This is a genomic window from Aquisalinus luteolus (assembly GCF_009712425.2).
Taxonomy (GTDB): domain Bacteria; phylum Pseudomonadota; class Alphaproteobacteria; order Caulobacterales; family Parvularculaceae; genus Aquisalinus; species Aquisalinus luteolus.
The window spans coordinates 321,830-339,665 of record NZ_VCJR02000001.1 but is presented as its reverse complement, the minus strand read 5'-3'; the positions used below and the strand labels follow the sequence as shown (position 1 = coordinate 339,665).

Annotated in this window: 19 protein-coding genes; 10 read left to right on the top strand and 9 right to left on the bottom strand. The window is 61.2% G+C overall.

The genetic code is table 11. The annotated features are described in order from the left end of the window. Positions 1 to 2 precede the first annotated feature (2 nt). Positions 3 to 1,001: a peptidoglycan -binding protein gene (locus FF098_RS01445; RefSeq protein WP_155136336.1), complete on the top strand. Its 999-nt coding sequence runs from the start codon at positions 3 to 5 to the stop codon at positions 999 to 1,001. On the opposite strand, the gene FF098_RS01440 is transcribed toward FF098_RS01445, so the two are convergent. The 9 genes from FF098_RS01440 to FF098_RS17480 all read right to left on the bottom strand — a co-directional run bounded on the left by FF098_RS01440 (position 982) and on the right by FF098_RS17480 (position 9,623). Further along, on the bottom strand, positions 982 to 2,511 hold the full coding sequence (locus tag FF098_RS01440) for a BCCT family transporter (RefSeq protein ID WP_155136333.1): 1,530 nt from the start codon (positions 2,509 to 2,511) through the stop codon (positions 982 to 984). The two genes, FF098_RS01445 and FF098_RS01440, sit on opposite strands and share 20 nt — an antisense overlap. Positions 2,512 to 2,559: 48 nt before the next feature. Beyond that, the gene (locus FF098_RS01435) at positions 2,560 to 3,330 is read right to left on the bottom strand and encodes an SURF1 family protein (RefSeq protein ID WP_155136330.1); all 771 of its coding nucleotides are present in this window, start codon (positions 3,328 to 3,330) and stop codon (positions 2,560 to 2,562) included. Continuing rightward, positions 3,330 to 3,698, bottom strand: coding sequence for a DUF983 domain-containing protein (locus tag FF098_RS01430; protein WP_155136327.1), 369 nt, complete (start codon positions 3,696 to 3,698; stop codon positions 3,330 to 3,332). The genes FF098_RS01435 and FF098_RS01430 overlap by 1 nt, the downstream gene beginning before the upstream one ends. Positions 3,699 to 3,743: 45 nt before the next feature. After that, positions 3,744 to 4,691: a cytochrome c oxidase subunit 3 gene (locus tag FF098_RS01425; protein ID WP_155136324.1), complete on the bottom strand. Its 948-nt coding sequence runs from the start codon at positions 4,689 to 4,691 to the stop codon at positions 3,744 to 3,746. A 134-nt stretch (positions 4,692 to 4,825) separates the two neighbouring features. Further along, the gene (locus FF098_RS01420; RefSeq protein WP_155136321.1) at positions 4,826 to 5,395 is read right to left on the bottom strand and encodes a cytochrome c oxidase assembly protein; all 570 of its coding nucleotides are present in this window, start codon (positions 5,393 to 5,395) and stop codon (positions 4,826 to 4,828) included. A 3-nt stretch (positions 5,396 to 5,398) separates the two neighbouring features. Beyond that, the gene (locus FF098_RS01415) at positions 5,399 to 5,722 is read right to left on the bottom strand and encodes a hypothetical protein (protein ID WP_155136318.1); all 324 of its coding nucleotides are present in this window, start codon (positions 5,720 to 5,722) and stop codon (positions 5,399 to 5,401) included. Continuing rightward, complete coding sequence (locus FF098_RS01410; RefSeq protein ID WP_155136315.1) at positions 5,715 to 6,644, bottom strand: heme o synthase; 930 nt, start codon at positions 6,642 to 6,644, stop codon at positions 5,715 to 5,717. The genes FF098_RS01415 and FF098_RS01410 overlap by 8 nt, the downstream gene beginning before the upstream one ends. Positions 6,645 to 6,762: 118 nt before the next feature. After that, complete coding sequence (ctaD, locus tag FF098_RS01405; protein WP_155136312.1) at positions 6,763 to 8,418, bottom strand: cytochrome c oxidase subunit I; 1,656 nt, start codon at positions 8,416 to 8,418, stop codon at positions 6,763 to 6,765. Positions 8,419 to 8,441: 23 nt separating this feature from the next. Next, positions 8,442 to 9,623, bottom strand: coding sequence for a cytochrome c oxidase subunit II (locus FF098_RS17480; protein WP_188544040.1), 1,182 nt, complete (start codon positions 9,621 to 9,623; stop codon positions 8,442 to 8,444). Between the two features lie 284 nt (positions 9,624 to 9,907). Between FF098_RS17480 and tldD the strand changes: the two genes are divergently transcribed. The 9 genes from tldD to FF098_RS01350 all read left to right on the top strand — a co-directional run bounded on the left by tldD (position 9,908) and on the right by FF098_RS01350 (position 17,818). After that, the gene (tldD, locus tag FF098_RS01390; protein WP_155136306.1) at positions 9,908 to 11,326 is read left to right on the top strand and encodes a metalloprotease TldD; all 1,419 of its coding nucleotides are present in this window, start codon (positions 9,908 to 9,910) and stop codon (positions 11,324 to 11,326) included. A gap of 55 nt (positions 11,327 to 11,381) precedes the next feature. Further along, entirely contained in the window at positions 11,382 to 11,822 is a 441-nt protein-coding gene (locus FF098_RS01385; protein WP_155136303.1) for a CPBP family glutamic-type intramembrane protease, read from the top strand. Beyond that, positions 11,819 to 12,688 (top strand): tRNA glutamyl-Q(34) synthetase GluQRS, encoded by an 870-nt coding sequence (gluQRS, locus tag FF098_RS01380; RefSeq protein WP_155136300.1) that lies wholly within the window; start codon positions 11,819 to 11,821, stop codon positions 12,686 to 12,688. The genes FF098_RS01385 and gluQRS overlap by 4 nt, the downstream gene beginning before the upstream one ends. 141 nt (positions 12,689 to 12,829) lie before the next feature. Continuing rightward, positions 12,830 to 14,740, top strand: a complete 1,911-nt coding sequence (locus FF098_RS01375) for a hypothetical protein (RefSeq protein WP_155136297.1) — start codon at positions 12,830 to 12,832, stop codon at positions 14,738 to 14,740. Positions 14,741 to 14,844: 104 nt separating this feature from the next. Next, a complete protein-coding gene (locus tag FF098_RS01370; RefSeq protein WP_155136294.1) occupies positions 14,845 to 15,048 on the top strand; it encodes a twin transmembrane helix small protein in 204 nt (67 codons plus the stop codon). A 13-nt stretch (positions 15,049 to 15,061) separates the two neighbouring features. Further along, entirely contained in the window at positions 15,062 to 15,637 is a 576-nt protein-coding gene (locus tag FF098_RS01365) for a cob(I)yrinic acid a,c-diamide adenosyltransferase (RefSeq protein WP_155136291.1), read from the top strand. A gap of 155 nt (positions 15,638 to 15,792) precedes the next feature. Next, positions 15,793 to 16,542, top strand: coding sequence for an electron transfer flavoprotein subunit beta/FixA family protein (locus FF098_RS01360; protein WP_155136288.1), 750 nt, complete (start codon positions 15,793 to 15,795; stop codon positions 16,540 to 16,542). A gap of 3 nt (positions 16,543 to 16,545) precedes the next feature. Beyond that, on the top strand, positions 16,546 to 17,475 hold the full coding sequence (locus FF098_RS01355) for an electron transfer flavoprotein subunit alpha/FixB family protein (protein ID WP_155136285.1): 930 nt from the start codon (positions 16,546 to 16,548) through the stop codon (positions 17,473 to 17,475). A gap of 157 nt (positions 17,476 to 17,632) precedes the next feature. Next, positions 17,633 to 17,818 (top strand): CsbD family protein, encoded by a 186-nt coding sequence (locus FF098_RS01350; RefSeq protein WP_155136282.1) that lies wholly within the window; start codon positions 17,633 to 17,635, stop codon positions 17,816 to 17,818. The last annotated feature ends 18 nt before the right edge of the window (positions 17,819 to 17,836 follow it).

The following is a 17,836-nucleotide window of genomic DNA, read 5'->3' as shown; positions in this document are numbered from 1 at the left end:
CCATGGCCCGCCGCCGCTCACGCCAGGACGCCAATATATGGCCGGGCTTTGTCGACGGATTGTCGACGCTATTGCTCGTCGTCATGTTCGTCTTGTCGATCTTCGTCGTCGCCCAGTTCTATCTGGGCGAGGAACTGACCTCCAAGGAAACAGAACTTGAACGGTTGCAGGCGCGCATCGCCTCGCTCGCCGACCAGCTGGGGCTGGCCGAGACCGAGCGCGACCAGTTGCGCCAGCGCGTCCTAGCCCTGCAGGACACGATCGAACAGAAGGACGATGAACTCGCGGGCCTGACTGCGGCGCTCGCCGAATCCCAGAGCGCCGTCGCCGCCTCCGCCGAGGAGCTGGAAGCGGAAAAGGCGCTGAGCGAGGAACAGAAATCCGAGATCGCGACGCTGAACGCCCAGCTCGCCGCCCTGCGCCGCCAGCTTGCCTCCCTGCAGGAAGCGCTGGAAGCGGCAGAGGCCAAGGACGCTGAGCAACAAGCGCAGATCGAGAACCTGTCATCGCGCCTCAACGCCGCCCTTGCCCGCAAGGTGCAGGAGCTGGCCGATGTACGCTCGCGCTTTTTCGAGGCGCTGCGCGAGGCCTTGGGCGACCGGGACGATGTTCGCGTCGTCGGCGACCGTTTCGTGTTCGAGAGCGATATCCTGTTCGGCTCCTGCTCGGCGACAATCAGCCCGGCGGGGCAGGCAGAACTGCGCAAGCTCGCGGTCGTGCTCCTTGATATTCAGGACGATATCCCGAGCGAGGTGAACTGGGTGCTGCGGGTCGATGGCCACGCCGATTCCCAGCCGCTGGGGCCGGGCTGCCGCGCCTATTTCGAGGATAACCTCCAGCTGTCATCGGAGCGGGCCATGTCGGTCGTACGCTTCCTCGCCCAGAATTCCGTGCCTGAACGGCGTCTGGTCGCTGCCGGTTTCGGTTCCAACCACCCGCTGGTACAGGGCGGCGATCTCGCCCGGAACCGCCGGATCGAGTTCAAGCTGACGGAGCGCTAGACCCTTCATCGGATTGCTCGGTGACGTCGTGCCTGGCCCGCCAGTCGCGCCAGATCGTAGTGCCTGCGGCGATTGTCTGTGCCGCCATCAGGAAGCACAGCGGAATAGACCCAACCACGGCAAAGGCTCGCGTCGCCATCTGTCCCTGTGCTGACAACAGCGCACCAATGGTCAGCGCGATCAGCACCACGCCCCAGAATATCCGTTCCCAGCGCGGGGGCGACAAATCGGTGCGGGCCGAAAACATCGCCATGACATAGGCGCCGGAATCTGCGCTGGTTACAAGGAAGATGAAGACCAGCGTGAAGGCGACGATCTGGGTGATCAGTGTCAGCGGCAACTGCTCCAGCATCATGTAGGTCGCCATGGCAGCTGTGGAGAAATCGCTGACGCCGAGATCGACACCCTGTTCCAGCTGCAGGGAAATCGCCGTGCCGCCCATGATCGCGAACCACAACAACGTGACTATGCATGGCACCAGCATAGCACCGAGCACGAACTGGCGGATCGTCCGTCCACGGCTGACCCGGGCGATGAAGACGCTGACAAAGGGCGTCCACGCGATCCACCACAAAAAGTATGTCAGCGACCAATCGCGGGTCCACTCGCGCGCCACCCCTTCCGGGCGCAGCGTGAAGGACAGCGGCACGATATCGCCAAGATAGGCGGCCGCCATGTCCCCCATCGTGCCGATCAGCTCGCGCGTCGGCCCAACTGCGAAGACGAAGATCGCGAGCACGACGACGAGGATCATGTTGAAGCCGGAAAGCGGCTCGATGCCGCGTTTCAGCCCGCCCCAGGCAGAAAGCAGGAACACACCACCGAGGATCAGGATCAGCACAGATTGCAGGACCGGCCCGTCGATGCCCTCAACACCGCTGATGATCTCGACGCCTGCGCCCATCTGCAGGCCGCCCTGCCCGATCGAGGCGATGACACCGAAGATCACCGCCATCAACGCGATCATGTCTATGAGAACCTTCGCCCAGCGCGGCAGGAACCCGAAAACGACGCTCGGCAGCGGCGGCTTGCCCAGCCGAAACGCCATATAGGCAACGGCAAGCGCGGCGACGGTATAGATCGCCCAGGCCTGGAACGCCCAGTGAAACATGGTCAGCGCATAGGCCTGCCGGATCGCAGCCTCCGTTTCCGGTGGCGCGGTTCCGGGCGGTGGAGAGACGGTGAAGATCAGCGGTTCCGCCGCCCCCCAGAAGACGAGCCCCGCGCCCATGCCGGCGGCAAACAGCATCGACATCCATGACAGGGTCGAGAATTCAGGCTTCGATCCTGCCGTGCCGAGCCGCATGCTGCCCCAAGGTCCGAGCGCCGCGGCAAGACATGCGATAACGGCGAGCGAGGAGACGCCCAGCGTCAGCCAGTCGAAGTGGAGGAGGAACCAGCCTGCCGCCGCCTGCATGGCAGAAGTGACCGCGCCGGGAGAGAAAATGCTGAGCGCCGCGAGCAGGCCAATGATCGCGTGCAGGGCGTAACGTCTGATAAAGGAAGTCATTGCGGGCGAGCTTAACAGCCCTGCCCCTCAGCGCAACCGACACGAAATTCAGTCGCGCTTCATCGAGAAAAGGACAAACATTGCCAGTAGCGTCGCTGCGAGGCCGAACCACGTCCATGCATATTCGAGATGCCTGTTGGTGAAGGTGACCCGTGTGGTACCGCCGCGCGGCCAGTTGGCCGTGTTCTCCGCCCCGAAGCTGTCGATATACGTGCCGGTACCGCCATCTTCATAGAGGATTGTGCCGGTCACCTCGCCATCCTCATCGATTATGGGAACAGCGCCGAACAGGCGCGGGTCGCGTACATACCACTGATTGCTTTCGGGATTACTCGGTGCACTGACCATGCCGGCGACACCTGCTGGTTCCTCAGGCATCCGGAACAGGCCGGTGACCGTGACAGTGCCTTCGACCTGCCCCTCGATGCGAGATTCGGCGTCCTTCAGCCGATCGGGGACGAAGCCGCGATTGACCCAGATATGGCGGGGCGCCACGGCGGCACCCGGTGCCGTTACCTGTAGCGGCGTGAAGACATTCCATCCCGGCTCGCCTTCATAGGTTCCGAAGACATGGCGCTCTTCCTCGTGCAGATAAGTGCCGGAAATCGTCACCGGCGTATAGGTCATGGATTCGCCCAGCGCCTGCCGGTCACGCGCGATACCATAGGGGATTGGCTGCTGGTCGAGGCGCGTCTCGACCGTCTGAATGAGATCACGCTTCCATTCAAGGCGCTGCAATTGCCATGTGCCGAGCGAGATGAGGATGGCAAGGCCAACCAGCGCAAAAACCGTCAGGACAGGCTTGAACCGGAACGCCATCAGCGCCCATCCCCATCGGTATCGGACCAGTCGCTGCCTTCCTCTGTCAGCTGCCCTTCACGTGCCTTGTTGGCATATTGCAGGGCGATCATGTAAGCCTTCAGGGGACGGATCGATATCCATGTCGCAAAGACACAGGACAGCAGCGAGGCCAGCAAAGCCGCCCATGCCGGTGCCCCGAACCCGAAGCGCAGCAGGATCAGCACCAGCACGGCGATGAACCCGACAATGAACAAGAGAAAGATGGCCGGCCCGTCACCGGAATCTGCGCGGGAATAGTCAAGGCCGCAGCGCGGGCACCGCTCTGCGACCTTCAGGAAGCCGTCGAACAGCCTGCCCTGACCGCAGCGGGGGCATTTGCATGCCATGCCCGCTGAAAGGGGGGAAACAGGCGGATAATAGGCCAAGGACGCCTAGGACAGCAGGCCCTGATTGCCGAGCACATAAATGGCAGCAAACAGGAACAGCCAGACGACGTCGACGAAGTGCCAGTACCAGGCCGCAGCTTCGAAACCGAAGTGACGGTCCTTGGTGAAGTGACCGGCAAGGGCACGGCCAAGGCAGACAGCAAGGAACAGCGTGCCGATGATCACGTGCAGGCCGTGGAAGCCCGTCGCCATGAAGAAGGAGCCGCCATAGATGCCGCCGGAGAACGAGAACAGGCCATAGGCGATTGCCTCGTAATACTCGACAGCCTGCAGGAAGGAGAAGAAGACGCCGAGCGCGATGGTGATGGCGAGGCCCTGAACGAAACCCTTCTGGTCGCCAATGGTGATGGCGTGGTGCGCCCATGTGACGGTCGTGCCGGAGAGCAGCAGGATCAGCGTGTTGATCAATGGCAGCTGCCATGCGGACAGCGGCTCGACACCAACCGGCGGCCATTGCGCGCCCGTGGCATAGAAGCGGCCTTCATTCATCATGTAAGCCGGATCGCCATTGGCGTTCAGCATCTGTGTGCCGTCCGCCAGCAAGACCGGATCGCCAGCGCCCGGGAACAGGGCTGCCCCGAAGAACGCCCAGAACCAGGCGGCGAAGAACATGACCTCGGAAGCGATGAACAGCACCATACCATAGCGCAGGCCGATGCGGATGACCGGCGCAGTGTTCTCGCCCTTGAGGCTTTCCTTGATGATGTCGCGCCACCAGCCGAACATGGTGAAAAGGACGCCGGCAAGACCGAAGAAGAAGATCCAGTTACCCTTGAGGGCAAAAAGGCCTGCAACCTCTACGCCGTTCTCATTGGCACCTGAATGCGCCCAGGTTACGGCGCCCAGCATCATGATCATGGCGGAAACAGAGCCGAGGAGCGGCCAAGGGCTCGGATTGACGAGGTGATAATCGTGTTTAACGGCACCGGCCATCGGGCAGTATCCTTCTTATCTTAACGCGACGTCATAAAGACATTTAGAGGGTTCTCTAGCCTGCTTGTGCAGGAATTTCAAACGGTCAATGCCGTTTTCAGGCGGGACATTTTGGCCCTACGGTCCGGAAAAGATCAAAGGTCGCCGGATTGTCCCGGCAGGGCAGCGAGTTCGCGTGCTTCGGCCTTTTCATCGCGATAGAAGGTGTAGGACAGCGTGATCTCGAAGACATCGTCGAGATTGTCCTCGTCCTCGATCGCCGGATCGACGAAATAGGTAACCGGCATGTCCATCGTCTCGCCCGGCAGCAGCACCTGCTCGGTGAAGCAGAAGCACTCGATCTTGCGGAAATAAAGACCCGCCTTGGCCGGCTGGACATTGAAGGTGGCCGTACCGATGACCGGCTCGTCGGAATTATTGGTCGCGGAGTAATAGGCAAGATTGGTCTGACCGACCTTTGAGGTCTGGGAGACCTGCTGCGGCTTGAAATGCCATGGCAGCCCGTCGGCCGTCGTTGCGTCGAAGCGCACGGTGATCTCCCGGTCGATAACAGTGCGGGACGGTGCATCGGCACGCTGTGTCGTGCCATCAAAGCCTGTGATCTGGCAGAAGGCGCGATAGGCGGGCACAGCGGCGAACGACATGCCGACCATGCCGGCCACAACCACACAGACAGTCAGCGCGGTTTTCGAATTACGATTCATCGATCAGCCTCCAACATTCTCGGCAAGGCGCAGCATGGTGATGAGATAGATCAGGACGACAAAAGCGACGATGCCGAGCGCGATGGCGATGGAGCGGCGCTTCCGGCTTTTCTCTTCCTCTGGCGTCATGCGGTAATGTTCGCCCGTGGCGCGGGCATCGCGTGCAGAGAGGAAGTCATCATGCCCGGTATGCCCCTGGCCGCTGTCGCTTTCCGCAGCGTCGCGATCGAGCTGTTCCGCAGCCTCATCCGTGGACTGAGCGCGGTAGCGCCGGTCCTCTACAGCGCCTTCAGCAATTTCCGTCTTCTTGTCGTTATTGTCAGCCATGCAGCCCCAGCAGGTGTTCCGCCAGCAAGGCGGCATAGATCAGGAATAGGTAGAATATAGAGAAACCGAACAGGGATTTGGAGGCACGCATCGTCGCAGCCTCGTCCTTCGCCGCATACAAGCGGATCGATCCGGCGAGGAACACGCCCCCCAGAATCACGGCGACGGCACCATAGAGCCAGCTGGCGAACGCGAAGAAGACCGGCGTGATAGCAATCGCCGCGACGATCACGGTGTAGATCAGGATTTCCAGCTTCGTGCGGGCCTCACCCTTGACGTTCGGCATCATCGGGATGCCCGCTGCCTCGTAATCCTCGCTCTTGAACAGGGACAGCGCCCAGAAATGCGGCGGCGTCCAGAAGAAGATGATGGCGAAGAGGAGCCAGGCTTCCAGCGGCGCCGTGCCGGTGACCGCCGCCCAGCCGACAACCGGCGGCAAGGCCCCTGCCGCGCCGCCGATCACGATGTTCTGCGGTGTCGAGCGCTTCAGAAACATCGAATAGATGACGGCATAAAAGAAGATGGTGAAGGCCAGGAGACCGGCGGCCAGGTAATTGGCGGCGAGCGCCAGAACGATGACCGACAGGACCGACAGGAACAGCCCGAAACCGAAGGCGTCTGCGCGCTGGACCTTGCCGGAGGGGATCGGCCGGCCCTTCGTGCGGGACATGACGGCGTCGATGTCTGAATCCCACCACATGTTCAGCGCGCCGGAGGCCCCTGCCCCGACAGAGATGGCAAGCAGGGAGATCAGCGCTAAAGGCCAGTTGTCGATGGCACCCGGTGCGGCGACCATGCCGACCAGCGCGGTGAAGATGACGAGCGACATCACACGCGGCTTCAACAGCGCGAAATAATCGCCGGGCTGAGCCAGGTTGAAGGCCAGCGTCTCGTTTTGATCGTCTGTCAGATGGTCGGTCATTTCCGGCTGCTTATGCTCTTTTTGCCCGCCCAGGACAAGATAGCCCTGCCTGAAAGAGCATATGAAAAGGCCGGGCTGATACAGCCCGGCCCTCGTTCAGGTGATGATCCCGATTGCCCTATTTGACTTTCGGCAGTTCGTTGAACTGGTGGAACGGCGGCGGTGAGGACAGGGTCCACTCCAGCGTCGTCGCGCCCTCGCCCCACGGATTGGCTTCCGCCTTGCGGCGGCGCATGAATGCCTCTGCCACACCCATGGCCCAAATCAGGATGCCGAAGGCCATGATGAAATAGCCCCAGGTCGAAACCAGGTTCCAGAGGGCAAAACCTTCCGCATAATCGATATAGCGGCGTGGCATGCCCTGCAGGCCGAGGAAGTGCTGCGGGAAGAAGATCAGGTTCACACCGATGAACATCACCCAGAAATGGGCGGCACCGATGATCTCGTTATACTTCACGCCGAACATCTTCTCGAACCAGTAGTACCAGCCAGCGAAGATCGCGAACACGGCGCCGAGCGAGAGAACATAGTGGAAGTGCGCAACGACATAATAAGTGTCGTGCAGCGTGTGGTCGATGCCGGCATTGGCCAGAACGACGCCCGTGACACCGCCGACGGTGAACAGGAAGATGAAGCCAATCGCCCACAGCATCGGTGTGCGGAACGAGATAGACCCGCCCCACATCGTTGCGATCCACGAGAAGATCTTCACGCCAGTGGGCACCGCGATGACCATGGTCGCCGCGACGAAATACGCCTTCATATCGACGGACAGGCCGACCGTATACATGTGGTGGGCCCAAACGATGAAGCCGACAAAGCCGATCGCAACCATGGCATAGGCCATCGCCATGTAGCCGAAGACCGGCTTGTTGGAGAAGGTCGACACGATGTGCGAGATGATGCCGAAGGCCGGCAGGATCAGGATGTAGACTTCCGGATGGCCGAAGAACCAGAACAGGTGCTGGTACAGGATCGGGTCACCACCGCCGGCAGCATCGAAGAATGTCGTTCCGAACATGCGGTCGGTCAGCAGCATAGTGATGGCGCCAGCCAGAACCGGCAGCGACAGCACGAGCAGAAAAGCCGTTACAAGCACCGACCAGGCGAACAACGGCATTTTGTGCAGCGTCATGCCCGGAGCGCGCATGTTGAAGATCGTGGTGATGAAGTTGATCGCGCCGAGGATCGAGGAGGCACCGGCAAGGTGCAGCGACACGATCAGCAGGTCCATGGCAGGCCCTGGCGAACCGGAGGTCGACAGCGGCGGATAAAGCACCCAGCCACCGGCAAAGCCCAGCTGGCCCGCATAGCCCGGTACGAACATCGACAGGGTCAGCAGGAAGGCAGAAGCACCATAAAGCCAGAAGGAAATGTTGTTCATGCGCGGGAACGCCATGTCCGGCGCACCGATCATGATCGGCACGAACCAGTTGCCGAAGCCGCCAATCAGCGCCGGCATGACCATGAAGAAGATCATGATCAGGCCGTGATAGGTGATCAGCATGTTGTAGAAGTTCTTGGCCGCATCCAGCTGCGCTGCCGGCGGCAGGCTCTGGTCGGTGAAACCGGTCAGGAACGTCACGCCCGGCTCCATCAGCTCGATCCGCATCAGGCCGGACATGGCACCGCCGATCAGGCCGGCCAGGATGGCGAAGATCAGGTAGAGCGTGCCGATATCCTTGTGGTTGGTCGAATAGAACCATCGAACGAGGAAAGACGGCTTGTGGTCGTGGTCGGCCGCGTGGGCGTCGGTGTGTGCAGCATCAGCCATGATAGCTTAACCCTCTTGTCTTCTTACTGGGCCGCGTCGCTGCTGTCGGCAGCGTCGGCAAGTCTTGTTTCATTGTCAAAATACGGGTCCATGCCAGCCAGCGCGCGCTGCTCGTCGACCCATGCCTCGAATTCGGCATCGGAGACGACCCGCAGGCCAATCGGCATATAGGCGTGGTCCTTGCCGCAGATCTCGGAGCACTGGCCGTAATAGGTCGTGCCCGGCGTTGACGGCGCACGGAACCAGGTTTCGTTCAGGCGGCCCGGCACGGCGTCGATCTTCAGCGTGAAGGCCGGCATCGCCCAGGAGTGAATCACGTCGCGCGCCGTGGTGATGATGCGCACCGTCTCGCCGGCAGGAACGACGATGTCATTCGTTGCGGCTAGCAGGTAGAGCGAGGAATCTTCCAGATCATCTTTCTGGGCCAGCAGGGCGTCGAACTCGAAGTCGCCGTAATCTGGATAGGCATAGTTCCAGCCCCACTGATACCCTGTCGCCTTGATCGTCAGGGTCGGGCGGGTCGCGATCTCGGAATTGTCCTCGCCGAAGAGGTCGAGAAACTTGCCGCGGCCTATACGCGAACGGCCACCGACAACGGTGATCTCTGAACCGGCAGCCGGTGCGCTTTCAAGACTGACAAGAACTTCCGGCGTGCCAAGCCCCTCAAGGGAGTAGGCGTCACTGGCGAGCCTGGTGCGCTCACCTGCAGGCGATGTCACATAGACTTCCATATGCCTGGACTGCGTGACCATACGGTCTTGCTGGAAGTCATTCTCGAACGCATAGGCCGTCGATGTACCATCGCTGACATAGCTCACCTTTTGCCCGTCAGGCAGGACGTCTTCCTTGTACAGCAGGTCGAAGGAGAAAACAGCGATGTAGGCGAGAATGAAGATCGGGATCAGCGTCCACAGAACCTCGACCGTCGTGTTGTGCGAAAACTTGCGGGCGACCGGATTGGCGCGGCGGTTATAGCGCAAGATGACCCAGATCAGCAGCCCGAGCACGAAAAGGCTGATGAAGGTGATGATAGGCAACAGCACCACATTGTGGAAACGGTGCACTTCCTCTGCCAGCGGCGTCGCGGCAGCCTGGAAGCCAAGCTCGCCATCCGTGGGAACCTGGGCATGCGCGGCCAACAGCGTCGTACCGGCAAGAATGGCCAGCGTGGCGATGGAGGTCTTGAAGATATTCGTCATTGTCATCTCGGACTTCATTCCGTTTTTTGTCAGTCTGGCTGAACGTGAGCGTCTTATACGCCCATCCCTCGATAATTTGCACCGCTTATGCGCCGGATAAATGGTCGCATCAAGCGCCTTTACCGGGATTTTTTCCGGAAGAACAGGCTTCTTTTCACCTGCAACGGGGATCACCGGAAGGCACATGGTCCGGCTGCCCTCTTCACAATTTGCATATGCCAGGCACGCGGCACATCAAGGCGCAACTGGCACCCCTTGCGCAGGTGCTGCGCTTGGCTCACATATGAGGCATGTCAGATTCCTTTTTCTTTTCCCGCACAGACCTCGACCGTTCCCGCACTCAGGCGATTCTCGACGACGCGCTGCACCAGACCGATGATGGCGAGCTTTACCTCGAATATTCCCAGTCGGAGGCCTTCGTTTTCGACGATAACCGTCTGAAAACAGCCAGTTACGACGTCTCCTCGGGCTTCGGCCTGCGCTCGGTCCTCGGCGAGACGACCGGCTATGCCCATACGTCGGAGTTTTCCGAGGCAGCCCTGCGCCGTGCGGCTGATTCGGTGCAGGCGATCCGCTCCGGCCATACCGGCACCCTCGCCGACGGCCCGGCCAAGACCAATCTGCGGCTTTACGAGGATACCAATCCGCTGGAAGAAGTCGATTTCGCGACCAAGACCCGCCTGCTGGAAGAGATCAATTCCTATGCCCGTGATCTCGACAGCCGCGTGCGGCAGGTCTCCTGCTCGCTCGCCGGCGAGTGGGTTGTTGTCGAGATCATGCGCCCCGGCGGCCAGCTGGTGCGCGATGTGCGCCCCCTCGTCCGTCTCAACGTCTCTGTCACCGCCGGCGATGGCGACCGGCAGGAATCAGGCTCCTGTGGCTTTGGCGGTCGTCAGGGCTATGCCACCTATATCGACCCGACCGCGTGGAAACCGCAGGTAGACGAGGCCCTGCGACAGGCGCTGGTCAATCTCGAAGCAGAAGCTGCCCCCGCGGGCGAGATGGAAGTCGTGCTCGGCAATGGCTGGACCGGCGTCCTGCTGCACGAGGCTGTCGGCCATGGCCTTGAAGGCGATTTCAACCGCAAGGGCACCTCCGCCTTTGCCGGCCTGATGGGCCAGCGCGTTGCCGCCCCGGGCGTCACCGTCATCGACGATGGCACCATGGAAAAGCGCCGCGGCTCGCTGACGGTGGACGATGAAGGCACCCCGACCTCGCGCACCACGCTGATCGAAGACGGTATCCTGACCGGCTACATGCAGGACCGGCTGAATGCCCGGCTGATGGGCATGAAGGCGACCGGCAATGGCCGCCGCGAGAGCTATGAATACCAGCCGATGCCGCGCATGACGAACACCTTCATGCTCGCCGGCAATCATACTCAGGAAGAGATGATCGCCTCGGTGAAAGACGGCATCTTCGCCGTCAACTTCTCCGGCGGCCAGGTCGACATCACCTCCGGCAAGTTCGTGTTCAACTGCACCGAGGCGTATCGCGTGCAGAACGGCAAAGTCGGCGCGCCGCTGAAAAACGTTGCGCTGATCGGCAATGGCCCGAGCGTCCTCCACCAGGTTTCGATGATTGGCAACGACCTTGCCCTCGACCCCGGCATCGGTGTCTGCGGCAAGGGCGGACAGGGCGTGCCAGTCGGCGTCGGCCAGCCAAGCCTGAAGATCGACAAGCTGACCGTCGGCGGCGCCGGAGCGTAAGCCGTTGCCGGGGGGACTACAACGCCTCACCGCCCTGCCTGACAGGCGGGGCTGGTTGCTCAGTGGGCTGATCTATTTTCTTTTTGCTGCAATTTCGGTTCTGTTCGGTCTGGAGACAGGCATTTTGCGTTGGCAGCCGGATGGCAGCGGTCTCCTCGCAATGGCGCTCATCGCGCTAGTGATCCCTTCCCTGCTGGAGGAGCTTTTTTTTCGGGCTCCTCTGCTCTGGGCGACGCGCGGTCGGGCCTTCTTCTGGGGCGCTATATCACTTGCTCTCTTCATTCTCTGGCACCCACTGAACGCGTGGCTGTTCTTGGCCGAAGTCCGCATCCTCTTTTTCGATCCACGCTTCCTGATCATCGCAGCGGGTCTCGGCCTCGCCTGCACGATGTCAACGGTCATGACACGGAGCATCGTGCCGGCGACCCTGATGCACTGGCTGACGGTGACTGGCTGGAAAGGGCTGTTCGGCGGCGAACAGTTTATCGGCGCATGAGCGATTTCGTCACCCGCTTTGCCCCCTCGCCCACCGGCCATATGCATGTGGGCACGGCCTTTGCGGCCCTTCAGGTCTGGGAAGCGGCGCAGGCTGCAGGCGGACGCTTCATCCTGCGCATCGAGGATATCGATCGGACACGCTGCCTGCCGGAATATACCCAAGCCAAGCTGGAAGATCTCGCCTGGCTGGGGCTGGAATGGGACGAGCCGGTGCGGATCCAGTCGCAGCATCTGGCCGACTATGATGCGGCTCTCGCCCCGCTGATCGAGAAAATGCTCGTCTATCGCTGCTTCCTCACCCGCAAGGAGATTGCAGCGGAGATCACCCGGGCGCCGCATCTGGGCGCTGAGGGCCCGGAGGGACCGGTCTTCATGGGCGGTCCGCTGCCCGCGGAAATGGAGCAGGAAAAGCTCCGGGCGGGCGAGCCCTTCGCCTGGCGCCTGTCCATGGACGCCGTCCGCCAGCATCTCGGCGACGATTTCGACACGCTGTCCTTCATTGAGGAAGGCGAAGGGCCGAGCGGCGAATCCGGTGAAATCCACGCCACTCCGGAAATTTTCGGCGACGTCATCATCGCCCGCAAGGATATCGGCACCAGCTATCACCTCGCCTGTACCCATGACGACGCCCTGCAAGGCATAACCCATGTGATTCGCGGGCAGGACCTGTTCTTTTCCACGCACCTTCACCGGCTGATCCAGCGCCTGCTGGGCTTCCCGGAGCCGATTTACCGCCACCATCGCCTGCTAACCGGCCGTGACGGCAAGAAATTCTCCAAGCGTGACCAGTCCCTGACCATACGCGCCCTGCGCGAGGCGGGGGAAACCCCGGCAACCATCCGGCAGCGCTGGTTCCACTCCTGAAGCAGCAGGATACCCCTGATCACGAGGATTTCAGGTCACAGAGGCCTCTTTTTTGCGGCGCACGCTTAACGGCTCTTGCCAGAACCGTTACAGATGGTGAGTGTTGGGTAACCATGTCGCGGGCTTTGGGGGCTTGAGAGAGTGATACTGAAACGGCTGATTACTGGACTTGCCTGCCTCGCCACCGCGACGCTGGCCTTTTCCTATGCCCAGTCGGATCAGGCCGATAGTTTCGACTTTCCGCCATTGCTGCCAGCGGACGGCACTGTCGAGAGCCCGACCCCTTCGCCTGCAATACCGGCCTCCTCTCCGGTGGATCCTGCACCGGTTAATCCTAACCGCATCATCAGCAATGAAATCAAGCCACCCGAACAGCTGTTCGGTGGCGATACAGCCGAGTTGATGGCGCTGATCCCGCCAGCAAGGAACACCACCGACTACTGGCACATATACAAGACCGAATGGGACGAAGGCGACGAGCGCGGCTATCAGGCCTTCGTTACCGCCATCGGCCGCTCGCAATGCTCGACGCTCGACGAATGCATCCGCGACCCTGCGAACCCTTATCGCGACCTGTCCTCTGAAATCATTTATCTCGGCGACTGCGCCGACATGGCCTATTTCCTGCGCGCCTATTATGCGTGGAAAAACGGCCTGCCTTTCTCCTATCAGCATGTTGTGGCGACAGCCGACGGCTCGGGCCAGGACCTGCGTTATTCGGATAGCGGCAATATCATCATCGACCGGCGCGTCGTCATCGACTCCGCCAGCAGCGGGCCGATCCACGCGCCGACATGGCTGCAGCGCATCGGTGGCGAGGTGTCCACTGCAATGTTCCGTACACACCCGGAACCCGATGGCTCACGCACCCATGACGATTTCTTCCCGGTCGAAATCTCCCGCGACCATGTCGTGCCGGGCTCGATCGCTTATGATGTCTTCGGTCATGTCGGGCTGATCTATGAGGTAACGAAAGACGGGCGCGCGCTGATCGTCGCCTCCCACCCGGACATGAGTGTCACGCGCACGCTCTATGGCCCGAACTTCCTGCGCACCGGGCCGGACCATGGCGGCGGCATCAAGGCCTGGCGGCCGATCCGCCTTGTCGGCGCGAAGCTGCGCGATGACGGCACTTATGTTGGCGGGCGGATAGAGGCAGCGGGCAATGACGGCCTGCCCGGCTATTCCCTCGTCCAGTATTACGGCAATGGCGAGCATCCGGTCACCGACTGGCAGAACAGCGAATTCATCTGGCAGGGCCGCACGATGCAGTATTACGACTATGTGCGGTATGCCCTCGCCGAGCAGGATCACAAGTTCGACCCGAGCTACGAGATGCGGGCAGCGCTTCAGGGCCTCTGCTCCGACGTACGTGCCCGCCGCGTTGCCGTCGACCAGGCAATCCGCGACAAGCTGCACCTCAAAGACCATCCCGGTCGCCTGCCCCCGAATATCTATGGCACCTATGGTGACTGGGAATCCTACTCGACGCCGTCGCGCGATGCCCGTCTGAAGACCGCCTTCCGCGACCTGATGCGGATCAGCCGCCAGCTGGTCGCCGATGCCGGGCCGAACGGGCCTGAGCTGGCAGCCGAGCTGTTGCATATTTTCGAGGAAGAAGAGCAGGCCTGCCGCATTGCCTACAAGCGGATGGATGGGTCATTGGTCAAGCTGACGCTCGCGTCTGTCATGGACCGCCTGTTCGACATGTCTTTCGACCCCTATCACTGCCCGGAACGGCGCTGGGGCGCCCGCGGCGTTGAACTCGCCACCTGCGAGGAAACGGACGAGAAGCGCGACTGGTACGACGCCCAGAAATATCTCCGCAACCAGATCGACCGCACCTATGAGGTCTCGATGAGCTTCACCCTCGACCAGATGCGCTCACCACTAGATGCACCGCCTTCACGCGGCGGGCTGGGCGAGGCAGAGGCTCCTGATGTCGATGTCATGACCTGGCTTGCCAGCGTCGCTGCCCCGCACCCGTCGGAACGCCGGGCCATCGCCTCTTCCGTCGATACGATCTCCCAGGACGGTGCTGGCGGTCAATAGGCGGCTGCCCATCATCACACAGCACTCAAAGCTGCGACCATGCGCGCGGCTTTCCCTTTGCCCTGAAAGACACATATAAGGGGCAAGGAAAAAAGGTAAGACCGATGAGCTTTTTGCAATATGTCCTGATCCCCATAGCCATGCTGGCAACACTGGGTGCCCTCGGATTTGGCATCTATTCCCTCGCCAGGGGCGGGGAATTCGCGAAGAATAATTCCAACCGCCTGATGCGGCTGCGCGTCCTGTTCCAGGCGATCGCTATCGCCCTGATGATGCTGTTCCTGTGGCTGCTGACGCAAGGCAACTGATCGGCGGTCTTCCATGGTCAAACTGACCAAGATCTATACCCGTACAGGCGATGACGGCACCACCGGTCTCGTTACCGGTGACCGTGTGGCCAAGACCCATCCGCGCGTCGGGGCCATGGGCTCTGTCGACGAGTTGAATGCTGCCATCGGCATGGTACTGGCCGCCCTGCCAGCCGGTCACGACCTCTCAAAACCTCTCGGCGCAATCCAGAACGACCTTTTCGACCTCGGCGCCGATCTGGCGACACCGGGCGAGCTGGAGGGCGCGCTGCGCGTCACGCCGGAGCAGGTCACCTGGCTGGAGGAGCGCATCGACGCGGTGAATGAAACCATTCCGCCACTCACATCCTTCATCCTGCCCGCTGGCAATGCCGCTGCGGCGAATGCCCATCTCGCCCGCGCCATCGCCCGGCGGGCCGAGCGGGATGTCTGGCTGCTGATCGAGAACGACAGCGACAAGGCTGTCTCGCGTCACATCGCGACCTATCTGAATAGATTGTCTGATTTCCTGTTTGTCGCGGCCCGCCAGCTCGCCCGTGACACAGGCGAAGAGACGCTGTGGCAGCCTGGTGCGAACCGGCCTCGATGATCAGGGATGATCTTGGGCTGAGTTTGGTTGATCTGCTGCATACGCGAATTGAAAAGCCCGGACGGCCCGACTAGGGTGCCGGGCAACAATCCGGCGCAGTGCAGGACCAGCCTGCCACTCTCGCCTCGTAACAACGACCTGAAGGAGAAAATGCCTTGAAAGTCCTCGTCCCCGTCAAGCGCGTGATCGACTATAACGTCAAGGTCCGGGTCAAGCCCGACCAGTCCGATGTCGACCTCGCCAACGTGAAAATGTCGATGAACCCGTTCGACGAAATCGCCGTCGAAGAAGCCGTGCGCCTGAAAGAGGCCGGTACGGCAGAAGAAGTCATCGCCGTCACCATCGGCCCTGAGAAAGCCCAGGACCAGCTGCGCCAGGCCCTCGCCATGGGCGCCGACCGCGCGATCCTGATCGAGACGACCGAAACCGTCGAACCGCTGTCGGTTGCCAAGCTGCTGGCGAAAGTTTGCGAGGAAGAAAGCCCGCAACTGGTCGTCATGGGCAAGCAGGCGATCGACGATGACTGCAACCAGACCGGCCAGATGCTCGCCGCCCTGATGGGCTGGCCGCAGGGAACGTTCGCGTCAGCCGTCACCAAGGAAGGCGACAAGCTGCATGTTACCCGCGAGATCGATGGCGGCCTGCAAACGGTCGCCCTGAACCTGCCGGCGGTCGTCACCACCGACCTTCGCCTGAACGAGCCGCGCTATGCCTCGCTGCCAAACATCATGAAGGCCAAGAAGAAGCCGCTCGACAAGAAATCGCCGTCCGATTACGGCGTCGAGATCACCGCCCGCCTGAAGACCCTGAAAGTGACCGAGCCGCCGAAACGCGAAGCCGGTATCAAGGTCGGGAGCGTTGCCGATCTCGTCGAAAAACTGAAAAACGAAGCGGGGGTTCTGTAAGCCATGACCATTCTCGTTATTGCCGAACACACAAACGACCACCTCTCCGACGCGACGGCGAAAACCGTCAGTGCCGCAACAAAAATCGGTGGTGACATCCATGTGCTTGTCGCCGGATCCGGTGCCAGTGCCGCCGCCGAGCAGGCCGCGAAGATCTCCGGCGTTGCCAAGGTGCTGCACGCCGAAGACGATCATTACGCCAAGCAACTGGCAGAGCCGATGGCGGCGCTGATCCTGTCGCTGGCCGATGACTATGACGTGCTGATGGCCCCGGCCGGCACCGACGGCAAGAATTACATGCCACGCGTCGCCGCCAAGCTGGACGTGATGCAGGTCTCCGACATCATCGCCGTTGAAAGCGCGGACACGTTCCAGCGTCCGATCTATGCCGGTAACGCCATCGCAACCGTACAGTCTTCGGATGCCAAGAAGGTCATCACCGTGCGCGGCACGGCCTTTGATGCCCCGGCCATGGATGGCTCTGCCAGTGTCGAGACCATCGGCGCGGCGGAATTCCCGTCCATCTCCGAATTCGTCAAGGAAGAGCTGACGAAGTCCGACCGCCCGGAACTGCAGGGCGCGAAGATCGTCATCTCCGGCGGCCGGGCGCTGGCCTCCGGCGAGAATTTCGAGAAATATATCTATCCGGTCGCCGACAAGCTGGGCGCCGCCGTCGGTGCTTCCCGCGCTGCCGTCGATGCAGGCTATGTGCCCAACGACATGCAGGTCGGCCAGACCGGCAAGGTCGTCGCGCCTGAGCTCTATATCGCCGTCGGCATTTCCGGCGCGATCCAGCACCTCGCGGGCATGAAGGACTCCAAAGTCATCGTCGCCATCAACAAGGACGAGGAAGCACCGATCTTCCAGGTCGCCGACTACGGCCTCGTCGCCGACCTGTTCGAGGCGATGCCGGAACTCGAAAAAGCGCTGTAGATCGAGGCGACACCATCAAGACAAAAAAGCCGGCGCATGACGCCGGCTTTTTTAATGAGGTTTAATCTGTATCGTTACTTTAATATTTGCCCTGCGAACCGCTCCCCAGAGTCGGTGTTTCTTCTCCGGGACGCTAATGTTCCCCATGGAGATGAAAATGCCCAATACCGATCATGTCAAAGGTGAAGCCAAGAAAATGGAAGGCCGCGTGAAGGATGCCGTCGGTGGCGCGACCGACAATCCGAAGCTCCAGGCCAAAGGCAAGAAAGACAAACTGGAAGGCGAAGCCCGCAAGGCCAAGGGCGACCTGAAAGACGCCACCAAGCCAAAGAAAAAACACTGACACGACAAAGCCGCCCCA

What these genes read in the sequence shown, in the direction of transcription:
- FF098_RS01445 (WP_155136336.1), top strand. Translation starts at nt 3, where the DNA reads ATGGCCCGCCGCCGCTCACGCCAGGACGCCAATATATGGCCGGGCTTT.
- FF098_RS01440 (WP_155136333.1), bottom strand. Translation starts at nt 2,511, where the DNA reads ATGACTTCCTTTATCAGACGTTACGCCCTGCACGCGATCATTGGCCTG.
- FF098_RS01435 (WP_155136330.1), bottom strand. Translation starts at nt 3,330, where the DNA reads ATGGCGTTCCGGTTCAAGCCTGTCCTGACGGTTTTTGCGCTGGTTGGC.
- FF098_RS01430 (WP_155136327.1), bottom strand. Translation starts at nt 3,698, where the DNA reads ATGGCATGCAAATGCCCCCGCTGCGGTCAGGGCAGGCTGTTCGACGGC.
- FF098_RS01425 (WP_155136324.1), bottom strand. Translation starts at nt 4,691, where the DNA reads ATGGCCGGTGCCGTTAAACACGATTATCACCTCGTCAATCCGAGCCCT.
- FF098_RS01420 (WP_155136321.1), bottom strand. Translation starts at nt 5,395, where the DNA reads ATGAATCGTAATTCGAAAACCGCGCTGACTGTCTGTGTGGTTGTGGCC.
- FF098_RS01415 (WP_155136318.1), bottom strand. Translation starts at nt 5,722, where the DNA reads ATGGCTGACAATAACGACAAGAAGACGGAAATTGCTGAAGGCGCTGTA.
- FF098_RS01410 (WP_155136315.1), bottom strand. Translation starts at nt 6,644, where the DNA reads ATGACCGACCATCTGACAGACGATCAAAACGAGACGCTGGCCTTCAAC.
- ctaD (WP_155136312.1), bottom strand. Translation starts at nt 8,418, where the DNA reads ATGGCTGATGCTGCACACACCGACGCCCACGCGGCCGACCACGACCAC.
- FF098_RS17480 (WP_188544040.1), bottom strand. Translation starts at nt 9,623, where the DNA reads ATGACAATGACGAATATCTTCAAGACCTCCATCGCCACGCTGGCCATT.
- tldD (WP_155136306.1), top strand. Translation starts at nt 9,908, where the DNA reads ATGTCAGATTCCTTTTTCTTTTCCCGCACAGACCTCGACCGTTCCCGC.
- gluQRS (WP_155136300.1), top strand. Translation starts at nt 11,819, where the DNA reads ATGAGCGATTTCGTCACCCGCTTTGCCCCCTCGCCCACCGGCCATATG.
- FF098_RS01370 (WP_155136294.1), top strand. Translation starts at nt 14,845, where the DNA reads ATGAGCTTTTTGCAATATGTCCTGATCCCCATAGCCATGCTGGCAACA.
- FF098_RS01365 (WP_155136291.1), top strand. Translation starts at nt 15,062, where the DNA reads ATGGTCAAACTGACCAAGATCTATACCCGTACAGGCGATGACGGCACC.
- FF098_RS01355 (WP_155136285.1), top strand. Translation starts at nt 16,546, where the DNA reads ATGACCATTCTCGTTATTGCCGAACACACAAACGACCACCTCTCCGAC.
- FF098_RS01350 (WP_155136282.1), top strand. Translation starts at nt 17,633, where the DNA reads ATGCCCAATACCGATCATGTCAAAGGTGAAGCCAAGAAAATGGAAGGC.